Origin of the sequence: Amycolatopsis sp. NBC_01307, assembly GCF_035975215.1 — a bacterium.
Classification (GTDB): domain Bacteria; phylum Actinomycetota; class Actinomycetes; order Mycobacteriales; family Pseudonocardiaceae; genus Amycolatopsis.
Genome location: NZ_CP108403.1, coordinates 8430495 through 8453899, shown reverse-complemented (window position 1 = coordinate 8453899; position 23405 = coordinate 8430495). Strand labels below are relative to the sequence as shown.

Annotated in this window: 25 protein-coding genes and 1 pseudogene; 14 read left to right on the top strand and 12 right to left on the bottom strand. The window is 69.6% G+C overall.

Translation table 11 applies throughout. The features are described from left to right. Positions 1–14: 14 nt before the first annotated feature. The 3 genes from OG439_RS37395 to OG439_RS37385 all read left to right on the top strand — a co-directional run bounded on the left by OG439_RS37395 (position 15) and on the right by OG439_RS37385 (position 2020). On the top strand, positions 15–554 hold the full coding sequence (locus tag OG439_RS37395) for a DUF11 domain-containing protein (protein ID WP_326945276.1): 540 nt from the start codon (positions 15–17) through the stop codon (positions 552–554). An 82-nt stretch (positions 555–636) separates the two neighbouring features. After that, positions 637–1197, top strand: coding sequence for a DUF7507 domain-containing protein (locus OG439_RS37390; protein WP_326951714.1), 561 nt, complete (start codon positions 637–639; stop codon positions 1195–1197). A 127-nt stretch (positions 1198–1324) separates the two neighbouring features. After that, on the top strand, positions 1325–2020 hold the full coding sequence (locus tag OG439_RS37385; protein WP_326945275.1) for a CAP domain-containing protein: 696 nt from the start codon (positions 1325–1327) through the stop codon (positions 2018–2020). A 1-nt stretch (position 2021) separates the two neighbouring features. Here OG439_RS37385 and OG439_RS37380 read toward each other — a convergent pair whose 3' ends face one another. The 4 genes from OG439_RS37380 to OG439_RS37365 form a co-directional block, all read right to left on the bottom strand. Then, on the bottom strand, positions 2022–3026 hold the full coding sequence (locus OG439_RS37380; protein ID WP_326945274.1) for a cation diffusion facilitator family transporter: 1005 nt from the start codon (positions 3024–3026) through the stop codon (positions 2022–2024). Between the two features lie 17 nt (positions 3027–3043). Next, a complete protein-coding gene (locus OG439_RS37375) occupies positions 3044–3637 on the bottom strand; it encodes a DUF742 domain-containing protein (protein WP_326945273.1) in 594 nt (197 codons plus the stop codon). 218 nt (positions 3638–3855) lie between these two features. Further along, a complete protein-coding gene (locus OG439_RS37370; protein ID WP_326945272.1) occupies positions 3856–4791 on the bottom strand; it encodes a hypothetical protein in 936 nt (311 codons plus the stop codon). 90 nt (positions 4792–4881) lie between these two features. Next, positions 4882–7107: a (Fe-S)-binding protein gene (locus OG439_RS37365; protein WP_326945271.1), complete on the bottom strand. Its 2226-nt coding sequence runs from the start codon at positions 7105–7107 to the stop codon at positions 4882–4884. Positions 7108–7260: 153 nt separating this feature from the next. On the opposite strand from OG439_RS37365, the gene OG439_RS37360 reads away from it, so the two are divergent. Genes OG439_RS37360 through OG439_RS37345 form a run of 4 tightly spaced genes read left to right on the top strand, consistent with a single transcriptional unit; the run spans position 7261 to position 9071 of the window. Beyond that, positions 7261–7590: a DMT family transporter gene (locus tag OG439_RS37360; RefSeq protein WP_326945270.1), complete on the top strand. Its 330-nt coding sequence runs from the start codon at positions 7261–7263 to the stop codon at positions 7588–7590. Continuing rightward, positions 7587–8147 (top strand): TetR/AcrR family transcriptional regulator, encoded by a 561-nt coding sequence (locus tag OG439_RS37355; protein ID WP_326945269.1) that lies wholly within the window; start codon positions 7587–7589, stop codon positions 8145–8147. Before OG439_RS37360 ends, OG439_RS37355 begins: the two co-directional genes overlap by 4 nt. A gap of 14 nt (positions 8148–8161) precedes the next feature. Then, entirely contained in the window at positions 8162–8608 is a 447-nt protein-coding gene (gene cynS / locus OG439_RS37350) for a cyanase (RefSeq protein WP_326945268.1), read from the top strand. Positions 8609–8636: 28 nt separating this feature from the next. After that, positions 8637–9071, top strand: coding sequence for a GNAT family N-acetyltransferase (locus OG439_RS37345; protein WP_326945267.1), 435 nt, complete (start codon positions 8637–8639; stop codon positions 9069–9071). Here OG439_RS37345 and OG439_RS37340 read toward each other — a convergent pair. Continuing rightward, complete coding sequence (locus OG439_RS37340; RefSeq protein WP_326945266.1) at positions 9049–9231, bottom strand: GNAT family N-acetyltransferase; 183 nt, start codon at positions 9229–9231, stop codon at positions 9049–9051. The two genes, OG439_RS37345 and OG439_RS37340, sit on opposite strands and share 23 nt — an antisense overlap. A gap of 139 nt (positions 9232–9370) precedes the next feature. Beyond that, the gene (locus tag OG439_RS37335) at positions 9371–9904 is read right to left on the bottom strand and encodes a YbhB/YbcL family Raf kinase inhibitor-like protein (protein WP_247059371.1); all 534 of its coding nucleotides are present in this window, start codon (positions 9902–9904) and stop codon (positions 9371–9373) included. A 175-nt stretch (positions 9905–10079) separates the two neighbouring features. Between OG439_RS37335 and OG439_RS37330 the strand changes: the two genes are divergently transcribed. The 7 genes from OG439_RS37330 (at position 10080) to OG439_RS37300 (ending at position 17122) form a co-directional block, all read left to right on the top strand. Continuing rightward, positions 10080–10850 carry a DUF4097 family beta strand repeat-containing protein gene (locus OG439_RS37330; protein WP_326945265.1) on the top strand — a complete coding sequence of 257 codons (771 nt, stop codon included), beginning with the start codon at positions 10080–10082 and terminating at the stop codon, positions 10848–10850. A 45-nt stretch (positions 10851–10895) separates the two neighbouring features. After that, the gene (locus OG439_RS37325; RefSeq protein WP_326945264.1) at positions 10896–11129 is read left to right on the top strand and encodes a hypothetical protein; all 234 of its coding nucleotides are present in this window, start codon (positions 10896–10898) and stop codon (positions 11127–11129) included. Between the two features lie 67 nt (positions 11130–11196). Next, complete coding sequence (locus OG439_RS37320) at positions 11197–12639, top strand: alpha/beta hydrolase (RefSeq protein WP_326945263.1); 1443 nt, start codon at positions 11197–11199, stop codon at positions 12637–12639. A 264-nt stretch (positions 12640–12903) separates the two neighbouring features. Then, on the top strand, positions 12904–14772 hold the full coding sequence (dnaK, locus tag OG439_RS37315; protein ID WP_326945262.1) for a molecular chaperone DnaK: 1869 nt from the start codon (positions 12904–12906) through the stop codon (positions 14770–14772). Further along, positions 14769–15473: a nucleotide exchange factor GrpE gene (gene grpE, locus OG439_RS37310; protein ID WP_326945261.1), complete on the top strand. Its 705-nt coding sequence runs from the start codon at positions 14769–14771 to the stop codon at positions 15471–15473. The genes dnaK and grpE overlap by 4 nt, the downstream gene beginning before the upstream one ends. Positions 15474–15509: 36 nt before the next feature. After that, the gene (gene dnaJ, locus OG439_RS37305; protein WP_326945260.1) at positions 15510–16691 is read left to right on the top strand and encodes a molecular chaperone DnaJ; all 1182 of its coding nucleotides are present in this window, start codon (positions 15510–15512) and stop codon (positions 16689–16691) included. Positions 16692–16696: 5 nt separating this feature from the next. Beyond that, entirely contained in the window at positions 16697–17122 is a 426-nt protein-coding gene (locus tag OG439_RS37300; RefSeq protein ID WP_247059360.1) for a heat shock protein transcriptional repressor HspR, read from the top strand. Positions 17123–17181: 59 nt separating this feature from the next. Here OG439_RS37300 and OG439_RS37295 read toward each other — a convergent pair. The 6 genes and pseudogenes from OG439_RS37295 to OG439_RS37270 form a co-directional block, all read right to left on the bottom strand. Further along, positions 17182–18388, bottom strand: a pseudogene (locus tag OG439_RS37295) (IS30 family transposase). An 82-nt stretch (positions 18389–18470) separates the two neighbouring features. Beyond that, positions 18471–19010: a DUF305 domain-containing protein gene (locus tag OG439_RS37290; RefSeq protein WP_326945259.1), complete on the bottom strand. Its 540-nt coding sequence runs from the start codon at positions 19008–19010 to the stop codon at positions 18471–18473. Beyond that, positions 19007–19768: a lytic polysaccharide monooxygenase gene (locus tag OG439_RS37285; protein WP_326945258.1), complete on the bottom strand. Its 762-nt coding sequence runs from the start codon at positions 19766–19768 to the stop codon at positions 19007–19009. Before OG439_RS37285 ends, OG439_RS37290 begins: the two co-directional genes overlap by 4 nt. A gap of 146 nt (positions 19769–19914) precedes the next feature. Next, a complete protein-coding gene (locus OG439_RS37280) occupies positions 19915–20619 on the bottom strand; it encodes a dienelactone hydrolase family protein (protein WP_326945257.1) in 705 nt (234 codons plus the stop codon). Positions 20620–20640: 21 nt separating this feature from the next. Next, positions 20641–21744 (bottom strand): globin domain-containing protein, encoded by a 1104-nt coding sequence (locus tag OG439_RS37275; protein ID WP_247059355.1) that lies wholly within the window; start codon positions 21742–21744, stop codon positions 20641–20643. 358 nt (positions 21745–22102) lie between these two features. Next, positions 22103–23278 (bottom strand): globin domain-containing protein, encoded by a 1176-nt coding sequence (locus OG439_RS37270; RefSeq protein ID WP_247059354.1) that lies wholly within the window; start codon positions 23276–23278, stop codon positions 22103–22105. Between the last annotated feature and the right edge of the window lie 127 nt (positions 23279–23405).

Genomic DNA, 23405 nt, shown 5'->3' with positions numbered 1-23405 from the left:
GCACCGGCGACTCGGTGCCGTTCGACATCGTGGTGACCAACACCGGGGACGTCGACCTGCACTCGGTGACCGTCGCCGACACGATCGCCCCCGAGTGCGTGCGCAGCATCGGCGCGCTGCCGGCCAAGGGCGTCGAGCGCTACGAGTGCACGATGACCGCGCCCGCCGACGACGTCACGAACGTCGCGAAGGTGACCGGAACGCCGCCGACGGGCGACCTCGTGACCAGCGAGGCGCAGGCGGACGTCGACGTCATCCACCCGGCAGTCAAGATCGACAAGTCGGTCTCGCCCGCGCAGGTCCGCCCGGGCGACGAGGTCACCTACACGATCGTGGTGACCAACACCGGCGACGTGCCGCTGTCCACTGTGGTCGTCACCGACGACAAGACGCCGGGTTGTGCCTTCACCGTCGCGAAGCTGGACGTCGGGGGCAAGGAGACGCACCAGTGCTCGGCGACGGTCCGCGAGGACGTCACCAACGTCGCGTCGGTGACCGGCGACGACCCGACCGGGCGCCCCGTCACGGCGACCGACGACGCCAGTGTCGAATGACCCGATCGCGCCGAAATGCTCGGTCGAGATCGGCACGCTCGCGCCGGGAGAATCGTCGAAACCGATCTCCTGTTCCGTGACGATGGGCAATGACGACGTCACGAATACGGTGACCGCGACCGGCCACGATCCGAACGGAAAACCCGTCACGGCGACCGACGACGCGCCGGCCAAGGTGGCGAAACCCGCGATCGACCTGCAGAAGAAGGCCGACCCGACGATCCGTCCGGGTGGGACGGTGACCTTCACGCTCGTCGTGCGCAACACCGGGAACGTCGACCTGGCCGACGTCGACGTCACGGATCCGGCGTACCCCGCCTGCGCCCGGAAGTTCCCGCGGCTTCCCGTCGCCGGCCAGCAGGAATGGACGTGCACGACGACCGCGCCGGCCAGTGGTGATGTGAGCAACACCGCGACGGCCACCGGGACGCCCGACACCGAGCAGCCCGGGAAACCCGTGCGGGACAGCGCATCCACCACCGTCCGCGTCGTGACGACGCCGGTTCCCCCTGGTCAGGACCCGGAGCCGACGCCGTTGCCGAACACCGGTTACGACCCGGTTCCCGCGGGCCTGACGGCGTTGTCGCTGCTGGGGTGCGGTGTCCTGCTGCTACTGGGCGTCCGGCGGTCGCGTCGGAGCTGACGGAAACCGTTCTCGAAATCGTGTGTTCGCCACAATGCGAAGAGTCACAGTTCGTTAGGAGGGTTCTCGCTGTAATCGTTCCGTGATACGTTCCTGCGCCGTGTCCCCCATTGGTGAACGTGCTCGCGTGGTGATGGTGTCACTCAGTGTGCTACTCGGCGTCTTTTCCGCCGCGACCGGCACCTGGATGGCCACCGCCGAAGGAAACACCTCCGAGGCGGCCGCCGCGGCTCTGGTGCTCCCGAACGAGCCCGGCGGGTCCGGTGGCACCAGCGGCACGGACCTGAACGGCCACGCCCAGAACCACGGGGGACAGCAGCAGCCGGCCCCGACGACCTCGGCCGCGGCGCCGACGACGTCCAGCGCGGCCCCGGCGCCGACCGAGACGTCCACGCCCCCGCCGCCGTCCACTTCCGAGGCGCCGCCGACCACGAAGCCCGCGGCCCGCGTCGCGCCGTCGGTCGCCGGCCAGGTCCTCGACCTGGTCAACGTCGAGCGCGGGAAGGCGGGCTGCAAGGCGCTGACCGAGGAATCGCACCTCACCAAGGCCGCGCAGGACTACAGCGACGACATGTCGGCCCGGAACTTCTTCTCTCACACCAACCCCGAGGGCGTCACGTTCGACCAGCGCATCAAGACGGCCGGTTACTCGAAGCCGGGCGCGGAGAACATCGCGAAGGGGCAGACGTCGGCGGCGCAGGTCATGGACTCTTGGATGAACTCCGAGGGCCACCGCGCGAACATCCTGAACTGCTCGCTCACGAAGCTCGGCGTCGGCTTCACCAAGGCGGGCAACTACTGGGTCCAGGACTTCGGGTACTGAGCTAGGCCGGGTTGTTCCACCGCTCCGCGATGTCGCCGTAACGAGCTAGCACGGTCGCGCGCAGGTCGGGATCCGTCCGCGGCACCGGCTCGATGAACACCTCGGTGACGTCGTTGAACGCCTCGGTCAGCTCGGCGGCGATCCGGACGCAGGCGCGTTCGAGGTCCGCGGCGCCGAGGGAGTCGTCGAAGTCCACCCGGGTGCAGACGAGGACCTGGTCGGTGCCCATCAGCATGGTCTGCAGGTCCACGACGGCCTCGATCTCCGGCGCGGCCGACAGGTGGTCACGGACGCCGCGGACGATCTCCGGGTTGGCCTGGCGGCCGATGAGCAGGCCGCGGTTGGTCCGCCCGAGCAGGTAGGCGACGCAGGCGAGCAGCAGGCCGATGATGATCGACGCGACGCCGTCCCAGACCTCCGAGCCGGTGAGCTGGTGCAGCCCGATGCCGGCGAAGGCGACCAGCAGGCCGACCAGCGCGGCGGAGTCCTCGAATAGCACGGTCTTCGGCGCCGGGTCGTCGATCAGGCGGAGGTACGCCCAGAACGACCGGTTCTCGGCCTTGGACTCCCGGCGGGTCTGGCGCACGGCCTGCACCCACGACGTGCCTTCGAGCAGGAACGCCACGGCCAGCACGATGTAGCTGAGGATCGACGTGCTCTGCGCTTCACCGTGCCCGAAGAGTGTCGAGACGCCCTCGTAGAGCGCGAACATCGAGCCCGACGCGAAGATCGACACCGCGGCGAGCAGCGACCAGAAGTAGCGCTCCTTCCCGTAGCCGAAGGGGTGCACGCGGTCGGCCGGGCGATCGGAACGTTTCAACGCCGTCAGCAGCAGAGCTTCGGTGAACGTGTCGGCCACCGAGTGCGCGGCCTCGGACAGCATCGCGCCCGAGCCGGTGATGATCCCCGCGACCAGTTTCATGATCGCGATCGCCAGGTTCACCCCACCGGCGAGCAGAACGGTCAGGGTGCTTTCGCCGCCGGAGTTGCCGGAATCCTCGCTCACCTTGGTGAGCGTAATGGTCAGAGCCGGCGCAGGCCGTGCAGCACGCGCTCCATGAGGGCGACCGCAGGCCGGCCGTCGACGCTCACGCGGGTGTCGTGGATGGTCACCAAGCCCTGGTCGGCCATGTCGTCGAGCAGCACCCGGGCGACGCCGAGCGGGACGCTGAGCCGGGCCGCGACCTCGGCGACCGAGAGCGGGTGGTGGCACAGCGTCCGCACCGACCGGAACTCGCCGGACAGCCGGGCGCCGTTCCAGTGCGCGCCGGCCCGCGTCGAGACGAGGGCCTCGATGGCGAGGTGGCGTCGCGACTTCGTGCGGCCGCGGGTGAGGACGTACGGGCGCACGAGCGTCCGCGAGGCGGTGGCGTGGTCCTGGGGCGGGATGACGGGTTCGGCGAAGTCCTCGTCGAGCTCGACGTCACGGACGGGCGGCGGCACCGGGGCCGGCTCACGCACCACCGGGGCGGGCTGGTCGGCGGCCGGCGCGGCCGGGAACCGGGCACCGACCCGGCCGACCGAGGAGGACGGTCCGGGCAGCGCGACGCGATCCTCGACGTCGTCCGGGAGCGTGTTGAGGGCGTGCCGCCCGGACGACGGGAACCGTGCGCCCACTCGTCCGGTGGTGGTCCGCCGGTCCTCGCCCATCCTTGCCGCCCCCTGATTTTCACGATCGTCAAAGGTGATCCCGGCGGCTGCGCCGACGTCGGGGAAAGGCCAGGATACGCCGGTTGTCCGGCGGACAGTCCAGGATTTGTCCTCGTCTTGCTCCGCCATTTCGGTGATTTTTGCGATCGCTATTGGGGTAATCGATTGCCTTGAGGAATTCCCAGCTAGTGGACCATGCGAACACTCACCTGGGTACGAACTCGGCGGGCGGTGACAACGAGTAGTGCCACGGACACGACAATCAGCGCGGACTGTTCGAATATCGCGGCGGGGCCGTGTTCGATCGCCGTTTTCAGCCCCAGCCAGCAATAAGTGAGCGTCGCTCCGGCGGCCAGCGGGAACGCGGGCGGCCGCAGCCGCACGACGGCGACCACGGTGGCCGCCTCGATCGCCAGCAGCAGCCCGACAAGCAGCCACGGCAGGCTGTCCACCGACCGGAAGACCAGCTGGAACGCGGTGCTCGCGCCGAGGCCGAGCGCGAACGCGACCCACGGACGCCCCGGCGTCGACGACCACGCCGGCGCGCGGAACCGGAACGCGGCGACGGCCAGCGCGAGGACGACCAGCGCGGCCCCGGCGAGCTGCGCGGGGTGCGCGATGAAGGGCGCGAAGGCGTAGGTGATGGCGAAGGTCGCGACGGCGCCGACCAGCAGAGACGCGCTCCACAGGCTCAGGCCCACCTTCTTCAGCCACGGTTCGCGGCCGAAGAGCGCCTCGGCGATCGCGATCGGCGCGCCGATGCTCCACACGACGTGCAGCGTCAGCACGTAGAGCGTCCACGGGCCGCCGATGCCGAGCAGCGGGACGTGCCCGAACGACAGCAGGTCCTGGCCCAGGTAGTGCGGGTTGAACAGCGTCTGCGTCAGCAGGCCCTCTTCGAAGACGCCGAACGCCAGCGCGAGGGTGAGGATGGTGGGCCAGCCGCGTCCGGCGCGTCTCGCGGCTTCGCGGATGAGCAGCGCGGCCGCGCCGTAGAAGGCGACGTAGAGCGCGAACATGCCGAGCTGCTGGCCCAGCTCGGGTGGGCCGGCGAGGTACTGGTCGGCGAGCAGGAACTCGGCCGTGAACGGGGCGAGCAGCGCCAAGGTGAGTATTCGCATGCCCTCATCGTCGAGCGGCCGCGACGTCGGGACCTGGGCCAACGATCACGGCCCGGCCATGACATCCGTCGTGGCCGGGCCGTGTGCGCGTCAGGCTTCTTCGGACGTCTCCGCGAGCGACGGCGCCCCGAGGGCCACCGGCTTCGGCTCCGGCTTGCGCTTCACCGACTCGAGCAGCATCTGCGCGACGTCGACGATCTCGACCTTCTCGCTCGCGCTGCCGTCGGCCTGCCGGGCCGTGAGGCCGTCGTTCAGCATGACCTTGCAGAACGGGCAGCCCGTCGCGATCTTCGACGGCGCTGTGCCGAGCGCCTCGTCGACGCGCTCGACGTTGATCCGCTTGCCGATCTTCTCTTCCATCCACATCCGCGCGCCGCCGGCGCCGCAGCACATCGACTTGTCGCCGTGCCGCGGCATCTCGCGCAGCTGGGCGCCCGTCGCGCTGACCAGCTCGCGCGGCGCGTCGTAGACCTTGTTGTGGCGGCCGAGGTAACACGGGTCGTGGTAGGTGACGTCCTCGGCGACGGGTGCCACCGGCACCAGCTGCTTCTCCCGCACCAGCCGGTTCAGCAGCTGCGTGTGGTGCACGACGTCGAACTGGCCGCCCAGCTCCGGGTACTCGTTGGCGAGGGTGTTGAAGCAGTGCGCGCAGGTCACGACGACCTTGCGCGTCTTGCGCTCGCGGCCCTCGAACACCGAGTTCAGGATCTCGACGTTCTGCTGCGCCAGCATCTGGAAGAGGAACTCGTTGCCCGCGCGGCGGGCCGGGTCACCGGTGCAGGACTCCTCCGAGCCGAGCACCTTGTACTTGACGTCGGCCATGTGCAGCAGCTCGGCGACCGCCCGCGTCGTCTTCTTCGCGCGGTCTTCGAACGCGCCGGCGCAGCCGACCCAGAACAGGTACTCGGCGTCGCCCATGTCGCCGTCGAACACCGGGACCTCGAAGTCCAGGTCCTCGGTCCAGGCCAGCCGGTCCTTGGCGTTCTGGCCCCACGGGTTGCCCTTGTTCTCCAGGTTCTTGAACATGCCGTTCAGCTCGCTGGGGAACGACGACTCGATCATCACCTGGTAGCGGCGCATGTCGACGATGTGGTCGACGTGCTCGATGTCCACCGGGCACTGCTCGACGCAGGCGCCGCAGCTGGTGCAGGACCAGAGGACGTCCGGGTCGATGACACCGCCGTCGTCGCCGATCAGGGCCTTCTGGGACTCGGCGATCGCGAGGACGTCGATCCCGGCGTACATGTTGTCGCCGCTGAGACCCACCTCGTCGCCGGCCATGTCGCGCTTGCCGCCGGCCAGCAGGTACGGCGCCTTCGCGTAGGCGTGATCACGCAGCTGCGTGATGAGCAGCTTCGGCGACAGCGGCTTGCCGGTGTTCCACGCGGGGCACTGCTCCTGGCAGCGGCCGCACTCGGTGCACGTCGAGAAGTCGAGCCAGCCCTTCCAGCTGAAGTCCTCGATCTTGCCGACGCCGAAGGTGTCCTCGTCCGGGTCGGCTTCCTCGAGGTCGAGGACCTTGCCGCCGCTCATCATCGGCTTGAGCGCGCCGAGGGCGACGCCGCCGTCCTGCTCGCGCTTGAAGTAGATGTTGAAGAACGCGCTGAAGCGGTGCCACGCGATGCCCATGGTCATCGTGCGGGCGACGACGATCAGCCAGACCGTGGCGCTCATCAGCTTGACGAACGCGAAGACCGTGACCAGGTTCGGGCTGGCCGGCAGCAGCTCGCCGAGCGGGTTCGAGACGAAGGCGGCCCAGGTCGGCGTCTCGTGCGCGCCGAGCGCGGCCTTCGCGGCGCGGACGCCGATGATCCCGATGCCCTCGATGAGGACGACGGCCTCGATGAAGTAGGCCCACTTGAAGTTGGAGCCCTGGAAGCGCGACTGGCGGTCGGCGCGGCGCGGGTGGTTGCGCTGGCGGATCGCCATCAGCACCAGGATGCCCACGATCGTGCCGAGCCCGAGCAGCTCCATGAGCAGCTGGAACGGCGGGAAGTCGTCGAGGACCGGCCAGCCCCAGGTCGGCACGAACACCTCGCCGTAGGCCTCGAACAGGGCGAGCGAGCCGAGCAGGAAGCCCCACATGACCAGCCAGTGGGCCGGCCCGACACTGCGCTTCCGGTTCATCCGGGTGTGCGCCGCGAACTCCTTGACCAGCGTCATGAGACGCGGCACGAAGGGCCCGTTGCGGGTCGCGTCGGGCTGGCCGAGGCGGATGACCCGCACGAAGCGGGCGATCGTCGCGGCGAACATGCCCCAGGCGACGAGGCCGAGCAGGACGGAGAGCCCGCCGAGCGTCAGTTGCAGAGCGCCCATCTTTCGGGTGCCTTTCGTCCGGATGGATCAGTGGTGGTGCCGGGAGACTAACCTTCCTTACTGATGAGTAACCCGTTGAGTGGGGCTAAGTCCCACCGATGTGGTGTACGTCGCTCTTTGTTTTGGGACGATCGTTCAGGTAGTTTTCACCCTATGGGTGCGTACCTTCTCCTCGCGCTGGCGATCGCCGCCGAGGTCTCCGCGACGGTCTCCCTGAAGCTCTCCGAGGGCTTCTCGAAACTCGGCCCGTCGATCATCGTGGTGCTCGGGTACGCCGTCGCGTTCGTCGCGCTGTCGTACGTCCTGAAGAAGGGGCTGCCGATCGGCGTCGCGTACGCGATCTGGGCCGCCGCCGGCGTCGCGCTGGTCGCGATCGTCGGCGTCGTGTTCCTCAAGGAACCGGTCAACGCCGCCATGATCGCCGGGCTGGCGCTGGTGATCGGCGGCGTGGTGCTGATCGAGATCGGGAGCGCGGCGTCGTGAAACTGCAGGTCGACGGCCGGAAGATTCGCGGGGAGAAGCGGCGCGCGGAGATCATCGCGGCGACGCTGCGGGTGATCGAGCGGGACGGCGTCGCGGGCGTCACCCACCGCACGGTCGCGACCGAGGCCGGCGTCCCCACGACGTCCACGACGTACCACTTCTCGTCGCTGGACGACCTCCTGATCGCGACGCTCATCTCGTGCGCCCGCGACATGGCGACCGAGGTGTACTGGATGATCGACCGCGCCCGCTCGCGTGGCAGCCGCGGCGCCGAGGAGGTCGCGGGCCTGCTGGCGGAGGCGTTGGGACCGCGCCGCGGCCGCACGATGGCGGAGTACGAGCTGTACCTGCTCGCGGCCCGCAAGCCCGAGCTGCGCCCGGCCGCGCGGCGCTGGCTGGACGTCCTGACGTCGATGGTCCGCCACGACGACGAGGTGTCGTTCCGGGTCTTCCTGGCCGGCATCGACGGGCTGCTGATCCAGGGCTTGATCGACGACGAGCCGCCGTCCGCGGACGAGCTTCGCCCGGTTGTCGCCTACCTGCTGAAACCCAGGTGATCTAGCGTCGGCGCATGACGACGAAGCAAGAAGCCGCAGAGGCCGTTCTGGCCGCGAAGGTCCGGCTCGGTCTCAGCTGGGCCCAGCTCGCCGAAACCCTGGACGCGCCGCTCGCCTGGACGACGTCCGCGCTGCTCGGCCAGCACCCGGTGCCCGCGGAGATCGCCGCGAAGGCCGCGCAGGTCCTGGAGCTGGACGCCGACGCCGAAGCCGCGTTGCGTCTGCAGCCGACGCGCGGCGCGCTCGACGACGTGGTGCCCACCGACCCGACGATCTACCGCTTCTACGAGGTCCTGCAGGTCTACGGGCCCACGATCAAGGAGCTCATCCACGAGCAGTTCGGCGACGGGATCATGAGCGCGATCAACTTCAAGCTCGACGTCTCGCGCCGGGAGGACCCGGGCGGCGAGCGCGTGGTCGTCACGATGGACGGCAAGTTCCTGAAATATCAGTGGGGCTGAGCCGCCGGTCTTGGGTAGCTTGCCGATCATGCGGACATTCGGCGACTACGAACTCGACGACGACCGGGCGCGGCTGGACATCGAGGTGGTGTGGAAGTTCCTCTCCGCCGAGGCGTACTGGGGCCGCTGGCGCACCCGCGCGCAGATCGAGGCGGCCGTCGAAGGCTCATGGCGGGTCGTCGGCGCCTACCGCGGCGGCGAGCTGGTCGGCTTCGCCCGCGCGTTCTCCGACGGCGTCTCGTCGGCGTACCTGGCCGACGTGTTCGTAGTGGACTCCGCGCGCGGAACCGGCGTCGGCAAGGAGATCGTCCGCGAGATGATCGACAACGGCCCGGGTGCGGGCTTCCGCTGGATGCTGCACACGGCCGACGCCCACGGGCTGTACCGGCAGTTCGGCTTCGGCGAGCACACGAAGGGCCGGTACCTGGAGCGCGAGGGCGTCAACGCGGAGTCCTTGCGCTGAACCAGATCGGGCCGGCGCCGGTGAAACCGTGCCGCCGGTAGAGCGCGGCGGCCGCGGTGTTGCCGTCGGCGACCCGCAGCGTCACGCGCCGGGGTCCGGCCCAGTCGAGAACGGCGCGGACCAAGGCATTGGACCCGCCTCGACCGCGGCCCGCGAGCATGTTTTCACCGAGCACAAGGAATATCCCGGCCTCGGCGTGGAGAACCGGTGCTCTCGATCGGGGTATCGCCATCGGTGGTGACATGACCGCAGTGTGTCACCGAGGTCCGACAATTTCGCGATACCCCGATCTAGCGCCGTCAGCCCTTGTTCTCGTAGACCGGCGTGAGCACCGCGCGGGCCAGGGTGTGGCCGAACATGTTGAAGCCCAGGAACGCCGGCGTCGAGTCTTCGCCGATCTCCAGCTTGTCGACGTCGAGCGCGTGCACCGCGAAGTAGTAGCGGTGCGGGCCGTGTCCGGGCGGGGGCGCCGCGCCGAGGTACTGCTTGACGCCGCCGTCGCCCTTGAGCGTCACCGCGCCGTCGGGCAGGCCGGAGCCGTCGCCCGCGCCCGAGGCCAGCTCCGTCACCGTCGCCGGCAGGTTGAACGCGGCCCAGTGCCAGAAGCCGCTGCCGGTGGGCGCGTCCGGGTCGTAGCAGGTCACGACGAAGCTCTTGGTCTCCGCCGGGAAGCCCTCCCACGCCAGGTGCGGCGAGCGGTCCTCGCCGCCGGCGCCGAAGATGCCGGACAAGTGGGGCGTCGCCAGCGTTTCGCCGTCGGCGACGTCGTTGCTGCGGAGGGTGAAGGACGGCACGTCGGGCAGGGATTCGTACGGGCCGGGTTGCTGCGGCATGGATCCTCCTGATCACGGAACTGGAGACGTCCGCCAGGTTAGGCCCCGGAGCGCGACCCCGCGTGTCAGGGACGGATCTCAGGGTTCTTCGGGGGGTTACCCCCATGTACTGGGTGGTGCGCCGGTCCTAACGTTTTCCGGGCAGAGGGAAACTTCACTGAGGGGACCAAAGACCATGGCGCGCCCGCTTCTGGCTCTTGGTGGCATCGCACTGATCGGCGTCGGCCTGGCGACCGCGTTCGGCTGGGGCTGGGGATCGGACTTCCAGAACGACAACACGCTTTCGCAGACGATTCGCAGCGTGAAGCTCGAAGGCGACTCGGGTGACGTGAAGATCCGCACCGGCACCGGGCCGTCGACCGTGCACCAGGAGATCAACTACCACTGGCGCGGCAACCCGGGCGACACCTTCTACCGCGTCGACGGCGACCAGCTCGTGCTCGGCGACTGCGGGAACAACTGCTCGGTCGACTTCGAGGTCGTCGTGCCCGCCGGCGTGCCGGTCACCGGCAAGGTCGACTCGGGCGGGCTGGACATCGCAGGCGTGGCGAGCGTCGACGTCCAGGCCGACTCCGGGAGCGCCCGCGTCGAAGACGTCTCCGGCGCGGTGAAGCTCCACCTCAGCAGCGGGTCCATCGACCTGCACGACGTCGGCGCGGTGACGGTGCAGAGCGATTCCGGCAGTGTGACCGGGGACGACGTGCGCGGCCCGGTCGACGTCGGCGCCGACAGCGGCCGCGTCGAGTTCACGCTGGCGCAGGCGAACGACGTCAAGGTGCACGCCGACAGCGGCAGCATCGAGCTGACCGTGCCGGGCGGCCCGTACCGCGTCCAGGGCGACAGCGACAGCGGGCACCGCGAGATCGACGTCCCGACCGACGGGTCCGCCGCGCACACGCTCGACCTCAACACCGACAGCGGCAGCGTCACGGTCCGCGCGGCCTGACGCTTCTCTCGTACCGACTTTTCTTACGACACAGGGGAAATTCCGATGGGCAAGATCGAACGGCGCGTGCTGGCGGCCGCGCTGCTGGGGGCCGTCGCGATGTTCGGCGTCGTGGGTTTCACGCGCGGCGAGAACGCCGAGACGCCGGCGCAGGGGGTGCCGGTCACGGTGGATTCCCACTATCGAGTGACTTCTTGGGACGGCACCGCGGCGGAAACCGTTGCGCTGCAAGAAACTCCGGATTTCTTCCTCTCCACCTGGACCGGCCGCCGCTCCTGAATTGTCGGGGGCCGCTGTTAGGAAGGGGGCACGCCGAAAGCCGGCGTGCAGGGGGAGGAACCAGATCATGGACATGCGCCGGGTCGTCGCGTTCGCAGCGGCGGTCGTGGTCCTGGCGGCGGTGCCGGCCGTCGCGGAGGCAGCCGTCCTGCCGTGGCACCCGTGTGCCACCCAGCAGGAACCGGCCGCCGAGTGCTCGGCAGTCGACGTGCCGATCGACCGCGCACAACCAGGCCTGGGCTCGGCGCGGCTCGCGCTGGCACGGCTGCCGGCGCTCGATCCGGCCCACCGGATCGGCGCGCTGCTGGTGAACCCGGGCGGGCCGGGCGGCTCCGGTGTCGGGTTCGTGCAGTACGGCGGGCTGGCGTCGCCGGACCTCGCGCGGCTGCGCGAGCGGTACGACATCGTCGGCTTCGACCCGCGCGGCGACTGGTTCAGCACGCCGCGGATCACCTGCGACCCGGCGACGCTGTACGACCCGGCGCTGGACCGGTTCCCGGCGACCGGGCCGGGGTTCGCCGCGCTGGTGGCGCACAACCGCGCGGCGGGCCAGGACTGCCTGGCCCGCACCGGGCCGCTGCTGGCGAACGCGGACACGCAGAGCGCGGCCGAGGACATCGAAACGATCCGGGCCGCGCTCGGCGAAGCGAAGATCTCGTGGCTCGGCCTTTCCTACGGCACCGAACTGGGCGCGGTCTACGCGTCGAAGCACCCGGACCGGGTGCGCACGATGGTGCTCGACGGCGCCGTCGACCACGCCCGGCCGCTGCGCCGGGCGATCCTGGAGGAGGCCGCGGCCACCGAAGACGCGCTGGTCCGGTTCGCGGACTGGTGCCGCGGCTCGGCGGACTGCGCACTGCACGGCCGGGACGTCCTGCGCTTCTACGACGACGTCGTGGCCCGGGCGGGCAGCGGTGCCGTCTGGTCGAGCGAGCTGGGGCGGTCCGCGACGGCCGACGAGATCTCGGCGGGCGTCTACAACCACCTCTACATCCGCGAGGAGTGGCCCGCGCTGGGCCGGGCGCTGGCCGCGGCCGGCGGGGAGTTCCCCGAGGCCAGGGGCCTGACCGAGCGGAACCAGTTCCTCTCCCCGATCTACGGGGCCTACCGGGCGATCGGCTGCCACGACTTCCCGTCGCCGTTCACCGGCCCGGCGGACATGGGACTGATGGCCGGGTTGCTCCGCGTCGCGGCGCCGCACAGCTGGCGGTACTCCGAGTACTGGGACTTCACGAGCGGCTGCACCGGCTGGCCGGTCCCGGCGAAGAACCCGCCGCAGCCCCACCCGGTGCACGGCGCCCCGCCGATCCTGGTGGTCGGCGGCGCCCACGACCCGGCGACGCCACTGGCCTGGGCCCGCGGCCTGGCGGCGAGCATCGACGGCGCGGCCCTGCTGACCCGCACCGACGACGGCCACACCGGTCTGTTCAACTCCGCGTGCGCTCGCGCGGCCGAGGTGGACTACCTGATGAGCGGCCGCCCGCCGGCGCGGGGAACGGTCTGCCGGTGAGCAAGCTTCGCTCGGTGCTCGTCCCGTCCCAGGTGGACCACCTGGTGAGCGGCCTCACACCCACTCGGGACCAGGTCTGCTGCCGACTCCGGGAACAAGAACCCCGGACCGCTCGTTAGCCACCATGTAAGGTTGAGCGCAGTCGACTCAAGTCCGACTTGACGAGTCGCGTGAAGGCCCGATAGAACTTGCCAGTACCTCGCTCAAGGCGAGGACGAATTTGCAGGTCACGAACCATAGCAGGCATACACAGGAGGAAGCACCATGGCGCGAGCGGTCGGCATCGACCTCGGCACGACCAACTCGGTCGTCGCCGTCCTGGAGGGCGGCGAGCCGACGGTCATCGCCAACTCGGAAGGCTCCCGGACCACCCCGTCGATCGTCGCCTTCGCCAAGAACGGCGAAGTGCTGACCGGTCAGCCGGCGAAGAACCAGGCGGTCACGAACGTCGACCGGACCATCCGGTCCGTGAAGCGGCACGTCGGTACCGACTGGAAGACCGAGATCGACGGCAAGAACTACACGTCGCAGGAGATCAGCGCGCGAGTGCTGATGAAGCTCAAGCGCGACGCCGAGGCGTACCTGGGCGAGACGATCACCGACGCGGTGATCACCGTCCCCGCGTACTTCGAGGACGCGCAGCGGCAGGCCACCAAGGAAGCCGGCCAGATCGCCGGCCTGAACGTGCTCCGCATCGTCAACGAGCCGACCGCCGCCGCGCTGGCGTACGGCCTGGACAAGGGCGAGAAGGAACAGACCATCCTGGTCTTCGACCTCGGTGGCGGCACGTTCGACGTCTCGCTGCTGGAGATCGGCGAGGGCGTCGTCGAGGTCCGCGCGACCTCCGGTGACAACCACCTCGGTGGCGACGACTGGGACGAGCGCATCGTCAAGTGGCTGGTCGACAAGTTCAAGGCCACGAACGGCATCGACCTCACCAAGGACAAGATGGCGCTGCAGCGCATCCGTGAGGCTTCGGAGAAGGCGAAGATCGAGCTGTCCAGCTCGAACTCGGCCGGCATCAACCTGCCCTACATCACGGTCGACGCCGACAAGAACCCGCTGTTCCTCGACGAGCAGCTTTCCCGCGCCGAGTTCCAGAAGATCACCTCGGACCTGCTCGAGCGCACCCGCAACCCGTTCAACAACGTGATCCGCGACGCCGGCATCGCCGTCGGCGACATCGACCACGTCGTGCTCGTGGGTGGTTCCACCCGCATGCCGGCCGTGTCGGACCTGGTCAAGGAGCTGACCGGCGGCCGCGAGCCGAACAAGGGCGTGAACCCGGACGAGGTCGTCGCGGTCGGCGCGGCGCTGCAGGCCGGTGTGCTCAAGGGTGAGGTCAAGGACGTCCTGCTGCTGGACGTGACCCCGCTGTCGCTGGGCATCGAGACCAAGGGTGGCGTGTTCACCAAGCTCATCGAGCGCAACACCACGATCCCGACCAAGCGCTCGGAGATCTTCTCCACCGCGGACGACAACCAGCCGTCGGTGCAGATCCAGGTGTTCCAGGGTGAGCGCGAGATCGCGGCGCACAACAAGAAGCTCGGCATGTTCGAGCTGACCGGTCTCCCGCCGGCCCCGCGTGGCGTGCCGCAGATCGAGGTCACCTTCGACATCGACGCGAACGGCATCGTGCACGTCCTGGCCAAGGACCTGGGCACGAACAAGGAGCAGTCGATGACGATCACCGGTGGCTCCGCGCTGCCGAAGGACGACATCGAGCGGATGGTCAAGGACGCCGAGGCGCACGCCGAGGAGGACAAGACCCGTCGCGAAGAGGCCGAGACCCGCAACCAGGCGGAGACGCTGGTCTACCAGACCGAGAAGTTCCTCAAGGACAACGACGACAAGCTGCCCGAGGACCTCAAGGGCAAGGTCAAGTCCGCGATCGACGAGTCGAACGAAGCCTTGAAGGGCACCGACTCGGCGAAGATCCGCGAGTCGATCGAGAAGCTGAACACCGCTTCGCAGGAGCTGGGCACCGCCCTGTACGCCAACGCGAACGCCGACGCCGCGGCCGGTGCGGCCGGAGCTTCGGGTGCCGCCGGTGACACCGGCGCGGCCGGTGCTCAGGACAAGGCCGACGACGTGGTGGACGCCGAGATCGTCGAAGAGGACGAGAAGAAGTGACCCACAGCTACGACGAATCCGAGAACCAGGGCCGCGGCCCCGAGGAGCCGGTGGTCGTGCGTGATCGACGTCGCGTGGACCCGCAGACCGGGCAGGTTCGCCCGCCCGGTCCGGCCCACGCGGCGCCGGAGCCCGAGGCGCCCGTGGAACACGCGGGCCCCTCGCTCGGCGAGTCCATCATGGACGATTCGGTGGCCGTGGTCTCCGACGTCGAGAAGGAGCTTTCCGAGCGCACCGCCGACCTCCAGCGGCTGCAGGCCGAGTACGCCAACTACCGCAAGCGCGTCGAGCGTGACCGCGAAGCGGTCGTGATCGGCGCGAAGGCGACGGTGGTCAACGACCTGCTGCCGCTGCTCGACGACCTCGAGCGGGCCGACCAGCACGGTGACCTCACCGGGGCGTTCAAGGCCGTCGGCGACAAGCTGATCAGCGGTCTGCAGCGCGCGGGGCTCGAGTCGTTCGGCAGCGAGGGCGAGCCCTTCGACCCGAGCGTGCACGAAGCCGTGCAGCACAACACCTCGCCGGACGTGGCGGGCCCGACGGTCACCGTGGTCATGCGCCGCGGCTACCGCTTCGGCGACCGCGTGCTGCGGGCGGCGCTGGTCGGCGTGACCGACCACGAGCCCGGCGCGGCCCCGGTGGACCCGCCGGTCGGTGGCGAGCTGCCGCTCGACAGCGGACTCGATGAGCAGCAGCAGTAAGCAGTATCCGGTTCCAGCGGAAGGAGGAGGCGCCCGATGAGTGCTCGGGAATGGATCGGTAAGGACTTCTACCGGGAACTGGGCGTCTCCTCCGACGCCACGGCGGACGAGATCAAGAAGGCCTACCGCAAGCTGGCCAAGGAGAACCACCCGGACGCGAACGCCGGCAACGCGCAGGCGGAGCAGAAGTTCAAGTCGGTCTCCGAGGCCTACGGCGTGCTCTCCGACGCGAGCAAGCGCAAGGAGTACGACGAGGCGCGGCGCCTGTTCGGCGGCTCGGGTGGTGGCGGGTTCAACTTCCCCACCGGCGGCGGTTCCGGCGGCTTCGACATGGGCGACATCTTCGGCCAGGCCGGCGCGGGTGCGGGCCAGCAGGGCGGGATGGGCGGGCTCGGCGACATCCTCGGCGGGCTGTTCGGCCGCGGCCGGTCTTCGGCCGGCGCGACGGCGAACCGGCCGCAACGCGGTGCCGACGTCGAGACGGACGTCCGGATCGACTTCACCGAGGCGGTCAAGGGCGCGACCCTGCCGCTGCGGCTGTCGAGCCCGGCGACGTGTTCGACGTGCGGCGGCAACGGCGCGAAGCCGGGCACGTCGCCGCGGACCTGCCCGACCTGCAGTGGGTCGGGCCTGGTCAGCCGGAGCCAGGGCGCGTTCGCGTTCTCGGAGCCGTGCCGCGACTGCCGCGGCCGCGGGCAGATCATCGACGATCCGTGCCCCGAGTGCGGCGGCGAAGGCATCAGCACGCGGACCCGCACGCTGACCGTCCGGATCCCGCCGGGCGTCGACGACGACCAGCGCATCCGGCTGGCCGGTCAGGGTGAGCCGGGCCGGGGTGGCGCGCAGGCGGGCGATCTGTACGTCCGGGTGCACGTGGCTCCGCACGCGTTGTTCGGGCGCAAGGCGCTCGACCTGACGATCGCGGTGCCGGTGGACTTCACCGAGCTCACGCTCGGCACCACGATCACGGTGCCGACCCTCGAGGGCAAGGTCTCGCTCAAGGTGCCCCCGGGCACGGCGAGCGGGCGGGTGCTGCGCGTGCGCGGCAAGGGCATCGCGAAGCGCGACGGTGCGCAAGGTGACCTGCTCGTCACCCTGCAAGCGGCGATTCCCGCCAAACTGGACGACAAGGCGCGCGAGGCTCTGCAGTCGTACGCCGAGGCGATGGCCGGGCACGACCCCCGGCCGGAGATCACTGAGCTGCTCGAAGGCAGGTGAGTGGGATGTTCGGCGGGATTCCCCCGGAGGGGGACGAAGAGACCCCGGTGTTCGTCATCTCGGTGGCGGCCCAGCTGGCGGGGATGCACGCGCAGACGTTGCGCACCTACGACCGGCAGGGCCTGGTGTCGCCGGGCCGCACCTCCGGTGGCGGGCGCCGCTACTCGATGCGGGACATCGCGCTGCTGCGCGAGGTCCAGCGGCTGTCGCAGGAAGACGGCGTGAACCTGGCCGGCATCAAGCGCATCATCGAGCTGGAGAACCAGGTCGACGCGCTGCGGGCGAGGCTGTCGGAGATCACCGAGGAACTGGCCGCGGCGTACGCCGCCGGGGAGCAGGCCGCGGCGGCGGCGCACGCTTCCTACCGCCGGGACCTGGTCCCGATGAACCAGCAGACCGCGATGGTGGTCTGGCGCCCCAAGCGCCGTTAGTCCGCAAGGTCCGTGAAGGCCTCCTTACCGGCTCTTAAAGCCGGTAAGGAGGGGCGGATTCACGCAGTGGTTGCAACACCTGGTGTTTGTTGATCTGACAGTAGCTTCGTGAGGGCCTCGGTTGGTGTCCGCCAGCCGAGGGTCTCCCGAGGCCGCCCGTTCAGCTCCTCCGCCACCCGCACCAGATCATCCGCGCTGTGCTGGGACAGGTCGGTGCCTTTGGGAAAGTACTGCCGGAGCAGACCGTTGGTGTTCTCGTTGCTGCCGCGCTGCCAGGGCGAATGCGGATCGCAGAAGTAGATCTGCAACCCCGTGTCCAGGGTGATCTTCCGGTGATGGGCCATTTCTTTGCCCTGATCCCAGGTCAGCGAGCCCAGCAGCAGCGGCGGCAACGTCTGGATCATCTCGGTCATCGCCGCGGCGACGGTGGCTGCGTCCCGCCCGTGGGGCAGGTGCAGCAGCATCACGAACCGGGTCGAGCGTTCCACCAGCGTCCCGATCGCGGACCGATTGTCCTGGCCCAGGATCAGGTCGCCTTCCCAATGCCCCGGCACCGCACGGTCGGCGGCCTCGGCCTAGCCGCTCGGAAATGTTGACCATGTCCTGGATCCCGCCCGACGGGCGTTCCCGCCGGGTCTGGGCCTGCCGCCGCGGCATCCGCAACGCCCGCCCGGTCCGCAGTGCCGCGGTCAGTTCCCGGCGCAACGCGCCCCGGCCCTGCACATACAGCGACTGATAGATCGTCTCGTGCGACACCCGCATCTCCGGCCGGTCGGGAAAGTCCAGCACCAGTCTCTCGGAGATCTGCCGCGGCGACCACTTCCGGGTCAGCCCGTCCTGCACCGCCGCCCGCAACGCCGGATCGGCGCGCAGCTTCGCCGGTTTGGGTCGTTTCGCGCGTTCCTCGGCCGCGTGCTGGGCACTGCTGGCCCGGTAGTGGCCGGTCAGGCCGGTGTTGCGGGCCAGCTCCCGTGACACTGTCGAGGCCGGCCGGTCGATCGTTCTGCCGATGGCGCGTGGGCCGTGACCTGCGGCTTTCAGACAGGCGATCTCTTCCCGCTCGGCGATGGTCAGCCGGACCGGCCCGGGCTGGTGGGGTGCGTTGCTGATCACCCCGCCAGCTTGGCGGAACAGCCGCCCGCCTGTGGCGGGGGCGAAACCGGCCGCTTGCGCGGCCGGTTTCGCGGTCAGGCCTGCCCGGATCTGCTGCCAGAACAGCAGCTGCGCCGAGCGTGGTAGCCACCGATGGGTTCGTACCCGTGTCATCGCAGTTCCACCCTTCGCTGGGCGGTGTTGCAACGACTCCATGACTCCGAGAGGCCTTCACGGCTTTCAAGCCCCGGGCGCGTCAGGGCTTGAAGTTCAGCAGCTGCTTCACTTCGGCGCTACGCGACTCGATGACGCGGCGGGCCAGGTCGCGGGCCTGGGCGTTGACGCCGCCGCTCGTGCCGTTCTCCGTCTGGGCCAGCTCGACGGCTCCTTGCTGCTGACCCGTCAGGACGTCCAGGAACTTGCGGCCGAACTCCGTGTCCGGTGCGGTCTTCAGCGTGCCGACCAGGTCCGGGGCGGTCATCTGCATGCCGCCGTGGCCGGCGTGGGCCGCCGGGTTCATGTCCATCGTTTCCGGCTGCTTCCAGCTGCCCAGCCAGCTCTTCATGTCGTTGATCTCGGTCTGCTGCGTCGACTCGATCGCCGCCGCCAGGACCTTCAGTTCCGCGGGTAGCTGCCGCGTCTGCGCCAGCCGGGCGATCTCGATGCCCTGCTGGTTCTGGGGGATCAGCATCTGCAGGAACATCACGTCGGCCGCGTTGTACGCCGGGGCGGCCGCCGTCGCGCCGCTGCCGCATCCGGCCAGCAGCAGTGCGACGGCGACCAGCAGGAACCTCACTGGCGCTGCCAGAGGGCCGGGGTGTTCGGCGGCTCCCAGCCCGCGATCGCCGTGTGCGGCTGGAGGCAGCGGTAGCTCGCGCCGCCGTACGTGACGACGTCACCGGCCTTGTACGCCGTGCCCGCGGCCCACGTTCCGCCGGCCGGCGGGGTCGTGGTCGGGGGCGGGGTCGTGGTGGGCGGCGGGGTCGTGGTCGGGGGCGGCGTGGTGGTGGGCGGCGGGGTCGTCGTGCCGCCACCACCGATCTGGAGGTCGACGCAGCTGTAGAACGCGTTGGACGTGTCGGAGATGTTCCAGATGGCCAGCACCTTCACCCGGCCTGAATAGCCCGAGAGGTTCACCGTGTGCGACAGCGTCGCCGGCGGCTGCTGGTTGTTGCCGGGGAACGTCGCGACGCGCGTGTTGCCGATGTAGTAGTCGTAGCTCGACGTGGCGTGCCGGGCGGTGAACACCCAGTTGAACGTCACCGTCGTGCCGACGGACTTGGCCGGCCACGGCTTCGACTCGTCGGCCAGCTCGGCGAACTGGGACAGCCCGCCGTTGCAGCTGCGCAGGCCCTTCGGGCCCTCGACGCTCTGGGGTTCGTAGACGATCTGCCCGCAGTTCGGCACCTTCCCCGCCGCGCAGTTGGCCTGCCTGCTGGGTGGGTCGGAGATGTAACCGTGGGCACTGGCTGAGGCGGCAGGGAGGACGACCACCAGCACCGGCGCGAGGATCGCACCGGCGGCGGCCGCCAAGAACTTGCGCTTCAAGGTCATTTCGGCTCCTCGAAGGGGGAACGACGTCGTTCCGGAGGGAGGGCGAACGAGCACATCCGGGGGAGATGTGGTCTAGACCATAAGTTGATTCGGGCACAACGGTCAACGAACTACCGCCATTCGGCGGTTTTCCTGCTCCGGTCGGCTCAGCGCGAAGGTCGGTCCAAGTGTTCACCGAAGAAGTCCGTCACCCGGCGCCACGCGTCCTCGGACGCTTCGTGGTGGTAGGTGAAGCCGACGACCTTGAGCAGCAGGTTCAGCGGCGCCGCGACGTCGATCTTGTTGGCGAACCCGTGACTGGCGCCCGGGTACTCCTTGACGTCGTGCGGGACCTCACGCTCGGTGAGCGTCGTCTCGAGTTTCGCGGCCGCGCCGCGCAGGCCGAAGTCCTTCTGGCCGAAGCTCGCGACGATCGGGCAGGCGTCGTCCAGCACGGACAGGTTCTTCGGCAGCTGGCCGTAGTAGGGCGCGGACGCCTGGAAGCCGCGTGACGCCGCCACGAGCGCGAAGCCGCCACCCATGCAGAACCCGGCGATGCCGATCCGGCCGCTGCAGTCCGGGCGCGCGGCCAGGAGCGCGCGGGACGCCTCGATGTCGTCGAACGCCTGGCCCCGGTTCGCGAACATGTCCGAGAACACGCGCCGCACGCACCGGCGCATGCCGCCGCGCGAGTACAGGTCGGGGCTGAGGGCCAGGAAGCCCTCGCCGGCGAAGCGGTCGGTGATGTTGCGGGTGTCCTGGCTCAGCCCGAACGCGTCGTGGATGAGCACCACGCCCGGGTGCGGCCCCGCTCCCTTGGGTTCCGCCAGGTAACCGCCGATGCCGCCCGAAACCGGAATAGTCGTCTCCATATCGGCGACGATAGCGAGCGATCAGTCGAGCGTGAACGGGTCGTACGATATTCGTTCCAGATCGACGCCCTTGGTCAGCAGTTTCGCAATCGTCGCCTGGATCATCTGCGGAGATCCGGAAACGAGCACGTCGTGGTTCTTCCACGTGCCGCGCTGGGTCACAGCGTGGGCGAGCGTGCCGCGGTCGCCGCCGGACAAAGCGCCCTCTTCGGTAACCGGGGTTACCGTAAGCCACTTCGACGTAGCGCTCAGCCGTCGCAAATCTTCCAGCGCGTAGAGATCTTCCGGTCTGCGGCCGCCGAAGAACAGGTGCACCGGCGGGTTCCGCTTCCACCGCTGGAGGTCGTCGAGGATGGCGAGCAACGGCGTGAGCCCGGTGCCGCCGGCGATCATCAGCAGCCGTTTCTTCGTGGTGCTCGGCCGTACGCTCAGCGCGCCCATCGACGGCCCGAGCCGCCAGACGTCACCCTGCTTGGTGTGGTTGACGATGGCGCCGCTGACCCAGCCGCCCGGCACGGTCCGCACGTGGAAGGTGAGCTGGCCGTCGCCGCGGGGCGCGTTCGCCGGCGAGAGGTACCGCCACAACCGCGGTCGTTGCGGCACCTCCACGCTGACGTAACCGCCGGCGCGGTACGGGAGCAGGCCCTCGGTCTGCACCTTGACCAGCGCGACGTCGCGGGTGAGCTTCCGGTGCTCGAGCACGGTCGCCGACCACGACGCCGGCCCGGTCTCGGCCTGGGCGGCCTCGCGCATGGTCTTGGCGATGATCCCGTACGCCGTGGACCACGCGGACTCCACCTCGGGCGTCCACTTGTCCTTGAGGAACCGCTTCAGCGCCGCGAGCAGGGCGATCCCGACGGCGTCGTAGTGGCGCGCGACGACCGCGAACTTGCGGTGGTCGCGGCCCAGCTGGCCGAGGAAGGTGACGAGCTCGTCCGGCCGGTCGACCATCTGCACGACGTACACCAACGCGCGCAGCAGCCTGCTGCGCTGGGTCGTCATGGAGACCGGGAACAGGTCACGGCAATCGGGCGCGACCACGAACAACGCACCGTAGAAGTACTGCGCGAGTTCGTCGGCTTTCGCCTCGACCACCGCAAAACTTTCCCGGATCAGCCGGGCCATCTCTCGGCCCTCTCCAGCCGAAACGGGAACGGGGGTGGACACGGGCAGGGTGGGGATCTTCACGGATTCAGCAGTCATCGGGAACGGTTTTCTCCAGTCGTGCATGGCTTTGTGGCGCCGTCCACGCGGCACAGCTGTAGCGGTACCGCCCCCGAGGGTTCCCGACTGTAGGCGCATTCCCGTGCAGATGCGCGTGATTCCGCGCGTTCCCCTCGAACGGAGCAATTTCGCCACGCGCGGTCAACCCGGCCTGGCACTGCGTAAAAACGATCACCCGGAAGGATTCACGAAAACCCGTAACAATTGCCGAAGTGCAACCGACTCATTCATCGGACGGGTGCGTCACCATTGTCGGGCGCTAGTCGATCGTGAACGGGTCGTACTGGATCTGGTCCAGCGCGCTGCCCGCGACGAGCATCCGCGAGACGGTCGCCCGGATCATCGCCGGCGAGCCGGAGACGAGGACGTGGTGCCCCGGCCAGGAGCCGTAGCGCGTGACGGCCTCGGCGAGCGTGCCCTGCTCGAACCCGGGGACGTCGCCGCCGCGTTCCACCACCGGCGTCACGTTCAGCCAGGGGTTGATGGAGGCGAGCGCACGCAGTTCTTCGAGGTCGTAGAGGTCCTCGCGGGCCGCGCCGCCGTAGAAGAGGCGCACCTTGGGGTTCTCGCCCCACAGCGCGAGGTGGTCGAGGATCGAGCGCAGCGGCGCGATGCCGGTGCCGCCGGCGATCATCAGCACGTTCCGCGCGGCCTCGCGGTCGACCGCCAGCCGGCCCAGTGGCGGCCCGAGCCGCCAGACGTCGCCGGGCTGCGTGTGGCTGACGATGGCGCGTGAGACCCAGCCTCCGTCGACGGCGCGGACGTGGAACTCGATGCCGCCGTCCTCGCGCGGCGCGTTCGCCGGTGACAGGTAGCGCCACAGCCGCGGCCGCTGCGGTACTTCGACGCTCATGTACTGGCCGGGGTGGTAGGGCACCAGCTGGTCCGGGACGAGCCGCACCAGGGCGAGGTCCCAGGTCAGCCGCCGGTGCTCGACGACGGTGGCGTGCCACGACGGCGGGTTCTGGTCGGCCGCGGCGGCGTCCTGCATGGCGCGCGCGGCGATGGTGAACGCCTCGGCCCAGGCCCGCTCGACCTGGGGCGTCCACTCCCGGCCGAGGTGGTTCTTCAGCGACGCCAGCAGCGCGGTGCCGACGGCTTCGTAGTGCCGGGGCGCCACGCCGAACTTCCGGTGGTCGCGCCCCAGCTGCCGCAGGAACGGCGCCAGGTCGTCGGGCCGGTCGACCATCTGCACGATGTGCACCAGCGCGCGCACCAGCCGGCCGCGCTGGATCTCCATATTGATCGGGAAGAAGTCACGCGTGGTCGGCGCCAGGGTGAACAGCATCCCGTAGAAGAACTGGGAGATGTCCGCGATGTACGGCTCGGACCTGGCCCAGCTGTCCCGGATGAGCTGGACCATCGCGGTGACGGCCGGGGGTGCCTCGCGCGAGGTCGAGGAGCGGGGGAGCGGGCTGACCGAGTCGGCTGTCATGGGCCGGGGTTCGCCGGTCGGGGACGGAGGGTGGGCGGCACCCGGTCGGTCACCGCCGGTCCGGGCACGGCGACGGCAGTTCCGCGCACAGCCGCCTCCCGGTGTCCATCGCTTCCGCCAAGCCACT

Excerpts from the sequence above, each read along its gene's own strand:
- dnaJ (WP_326945260.1), top strand. The coding sequence starts at position 15,510 with ATGAGTGCTCGGGAATGGATCGGTAAGGACTTCTACCGGGAACTGGGC.
- OG439_RS37320 (WP_326945263.1), top strand. The coding sequence starts at position 11,197 with ATGGACATGCGCCGGGTCGTCGCGTTCGCAGCGGCGGTCGTGGTCCTG.
- OG439_RS37390 (WP_326951714.1), top strand. The coding sequence starts at position 637 with ATGGGCAATGACGACGTCACGAATACGGTGACCGCGACCGGCCACGAT.
- dnaK (WP_326945262.1), top strand. The coding sequence starts at position 12,904 with ATGGCGCGAGCGGTCGGCATCGACCTCGGCACGACCAACTCGGTCGTC.
- OG439_RS37285 (WP_326945258.1), bottom strand. The coding sequence starts at position 19,768 with ATGACCTTGAAGCGCAAGTTCTTGGCGGCCGCCGCCGGTGCGATCCTC.
- OG439_RS37345 (WP_326945267.1), top strand. The coding sequence starts at position 8,637 with ATGCGGACATTCGGCGACTACGAACTCGACGACGACCGGGCGCGGCTG.
- OG439_RS37270 (WP_247059354.1), bottom strand. The coding sequence starts at position 23,278 with ATGACAGCCGACTCGGTCAGCCCGCTCCCCCGCTCCTCGACCTCGCGC.
- OG439_RS37335 (WP_247059371.1), bottom strand. The coding sequence starts at position 9,904 with ATGCCGCAGCAACCCGGCCCGTACGAATCCCTGCCCGACGTGCCGTCC.
- OG439_RS37330 (WP_326945265.1), top strand. The coding sequence starts at position 10,080 with ATGGCGCGCCCGCTTCTGGCTCTTGGTGGCATCGCACTGATCGGCGTC.
- OG439_RS37365 (WP_326945271.1), bottom strand. The coding sequence starts at position 7,107 with ATGGGCGCTCTGCAACTGACGCTCGGCGGGCTCTCCGTCCTGCTCGGC.
- OG439_RS37340 (WP_326945266.1), bottom strand. The coding sequence starts at position 9,231 with ATGCTCGCGGGCCGCGGTCGAGGCGGGTCCAATGCCTTGGTCCGCGCC.
- OG439_RS37325 (WP_326945264.1), top strand. The coding sequence starts at position 10,896 with ATGGGCAAGATCGAACGGCGCGTGCTGGCGGCCGCGCTGCTGGGGGCC.
- OG439_RS37275 (WP_247059355.1), bottom strand. The coding sequence starts at position 21,744 with ATGGCCCGGCTGATCCGGGAAAGTTTTGCGGTGGTCGAGGCGAAAGCC.
- OG439_RS37370 (WP_326945272.1), bottom strand. The coding sequence starts at position 4,791 with ATGCGAATACTCACCTTGGCGCTGCTCGCCCCGTTCACGGCCGAGTTC.
- OG439_RS37360 (WP_326945270.1), top strand. The coding sequence starts at position 7,261 with ATGGGTGCGTACCTTCTCCTCGCGCTGGCGATCGCCGCCGAGGTCTCC.
- OG439_RS37280 (WP_326945257.1), bottom strand. The coding sequence starts at position 20,619 with ATGGAGACGACTATTCCGGTTTCGGGCGGCATCGGCGGTTACCTGGCG.
- cynS (WP_326945268.1), top strand. The coding sequence starts at position 8,162 with ATGACGACGAAGCAAGAAGCCGCAGAGGCCGTTCTGGCCGCGAAGGTC.
- OG439_RS37300 (WP_247059360.1), top strand. The coding sequence starts at position 16,697 with ATGTTCGGCGGGATTCCCCCGGAGGGGGACGAAGAGACCCCGGTGTTC.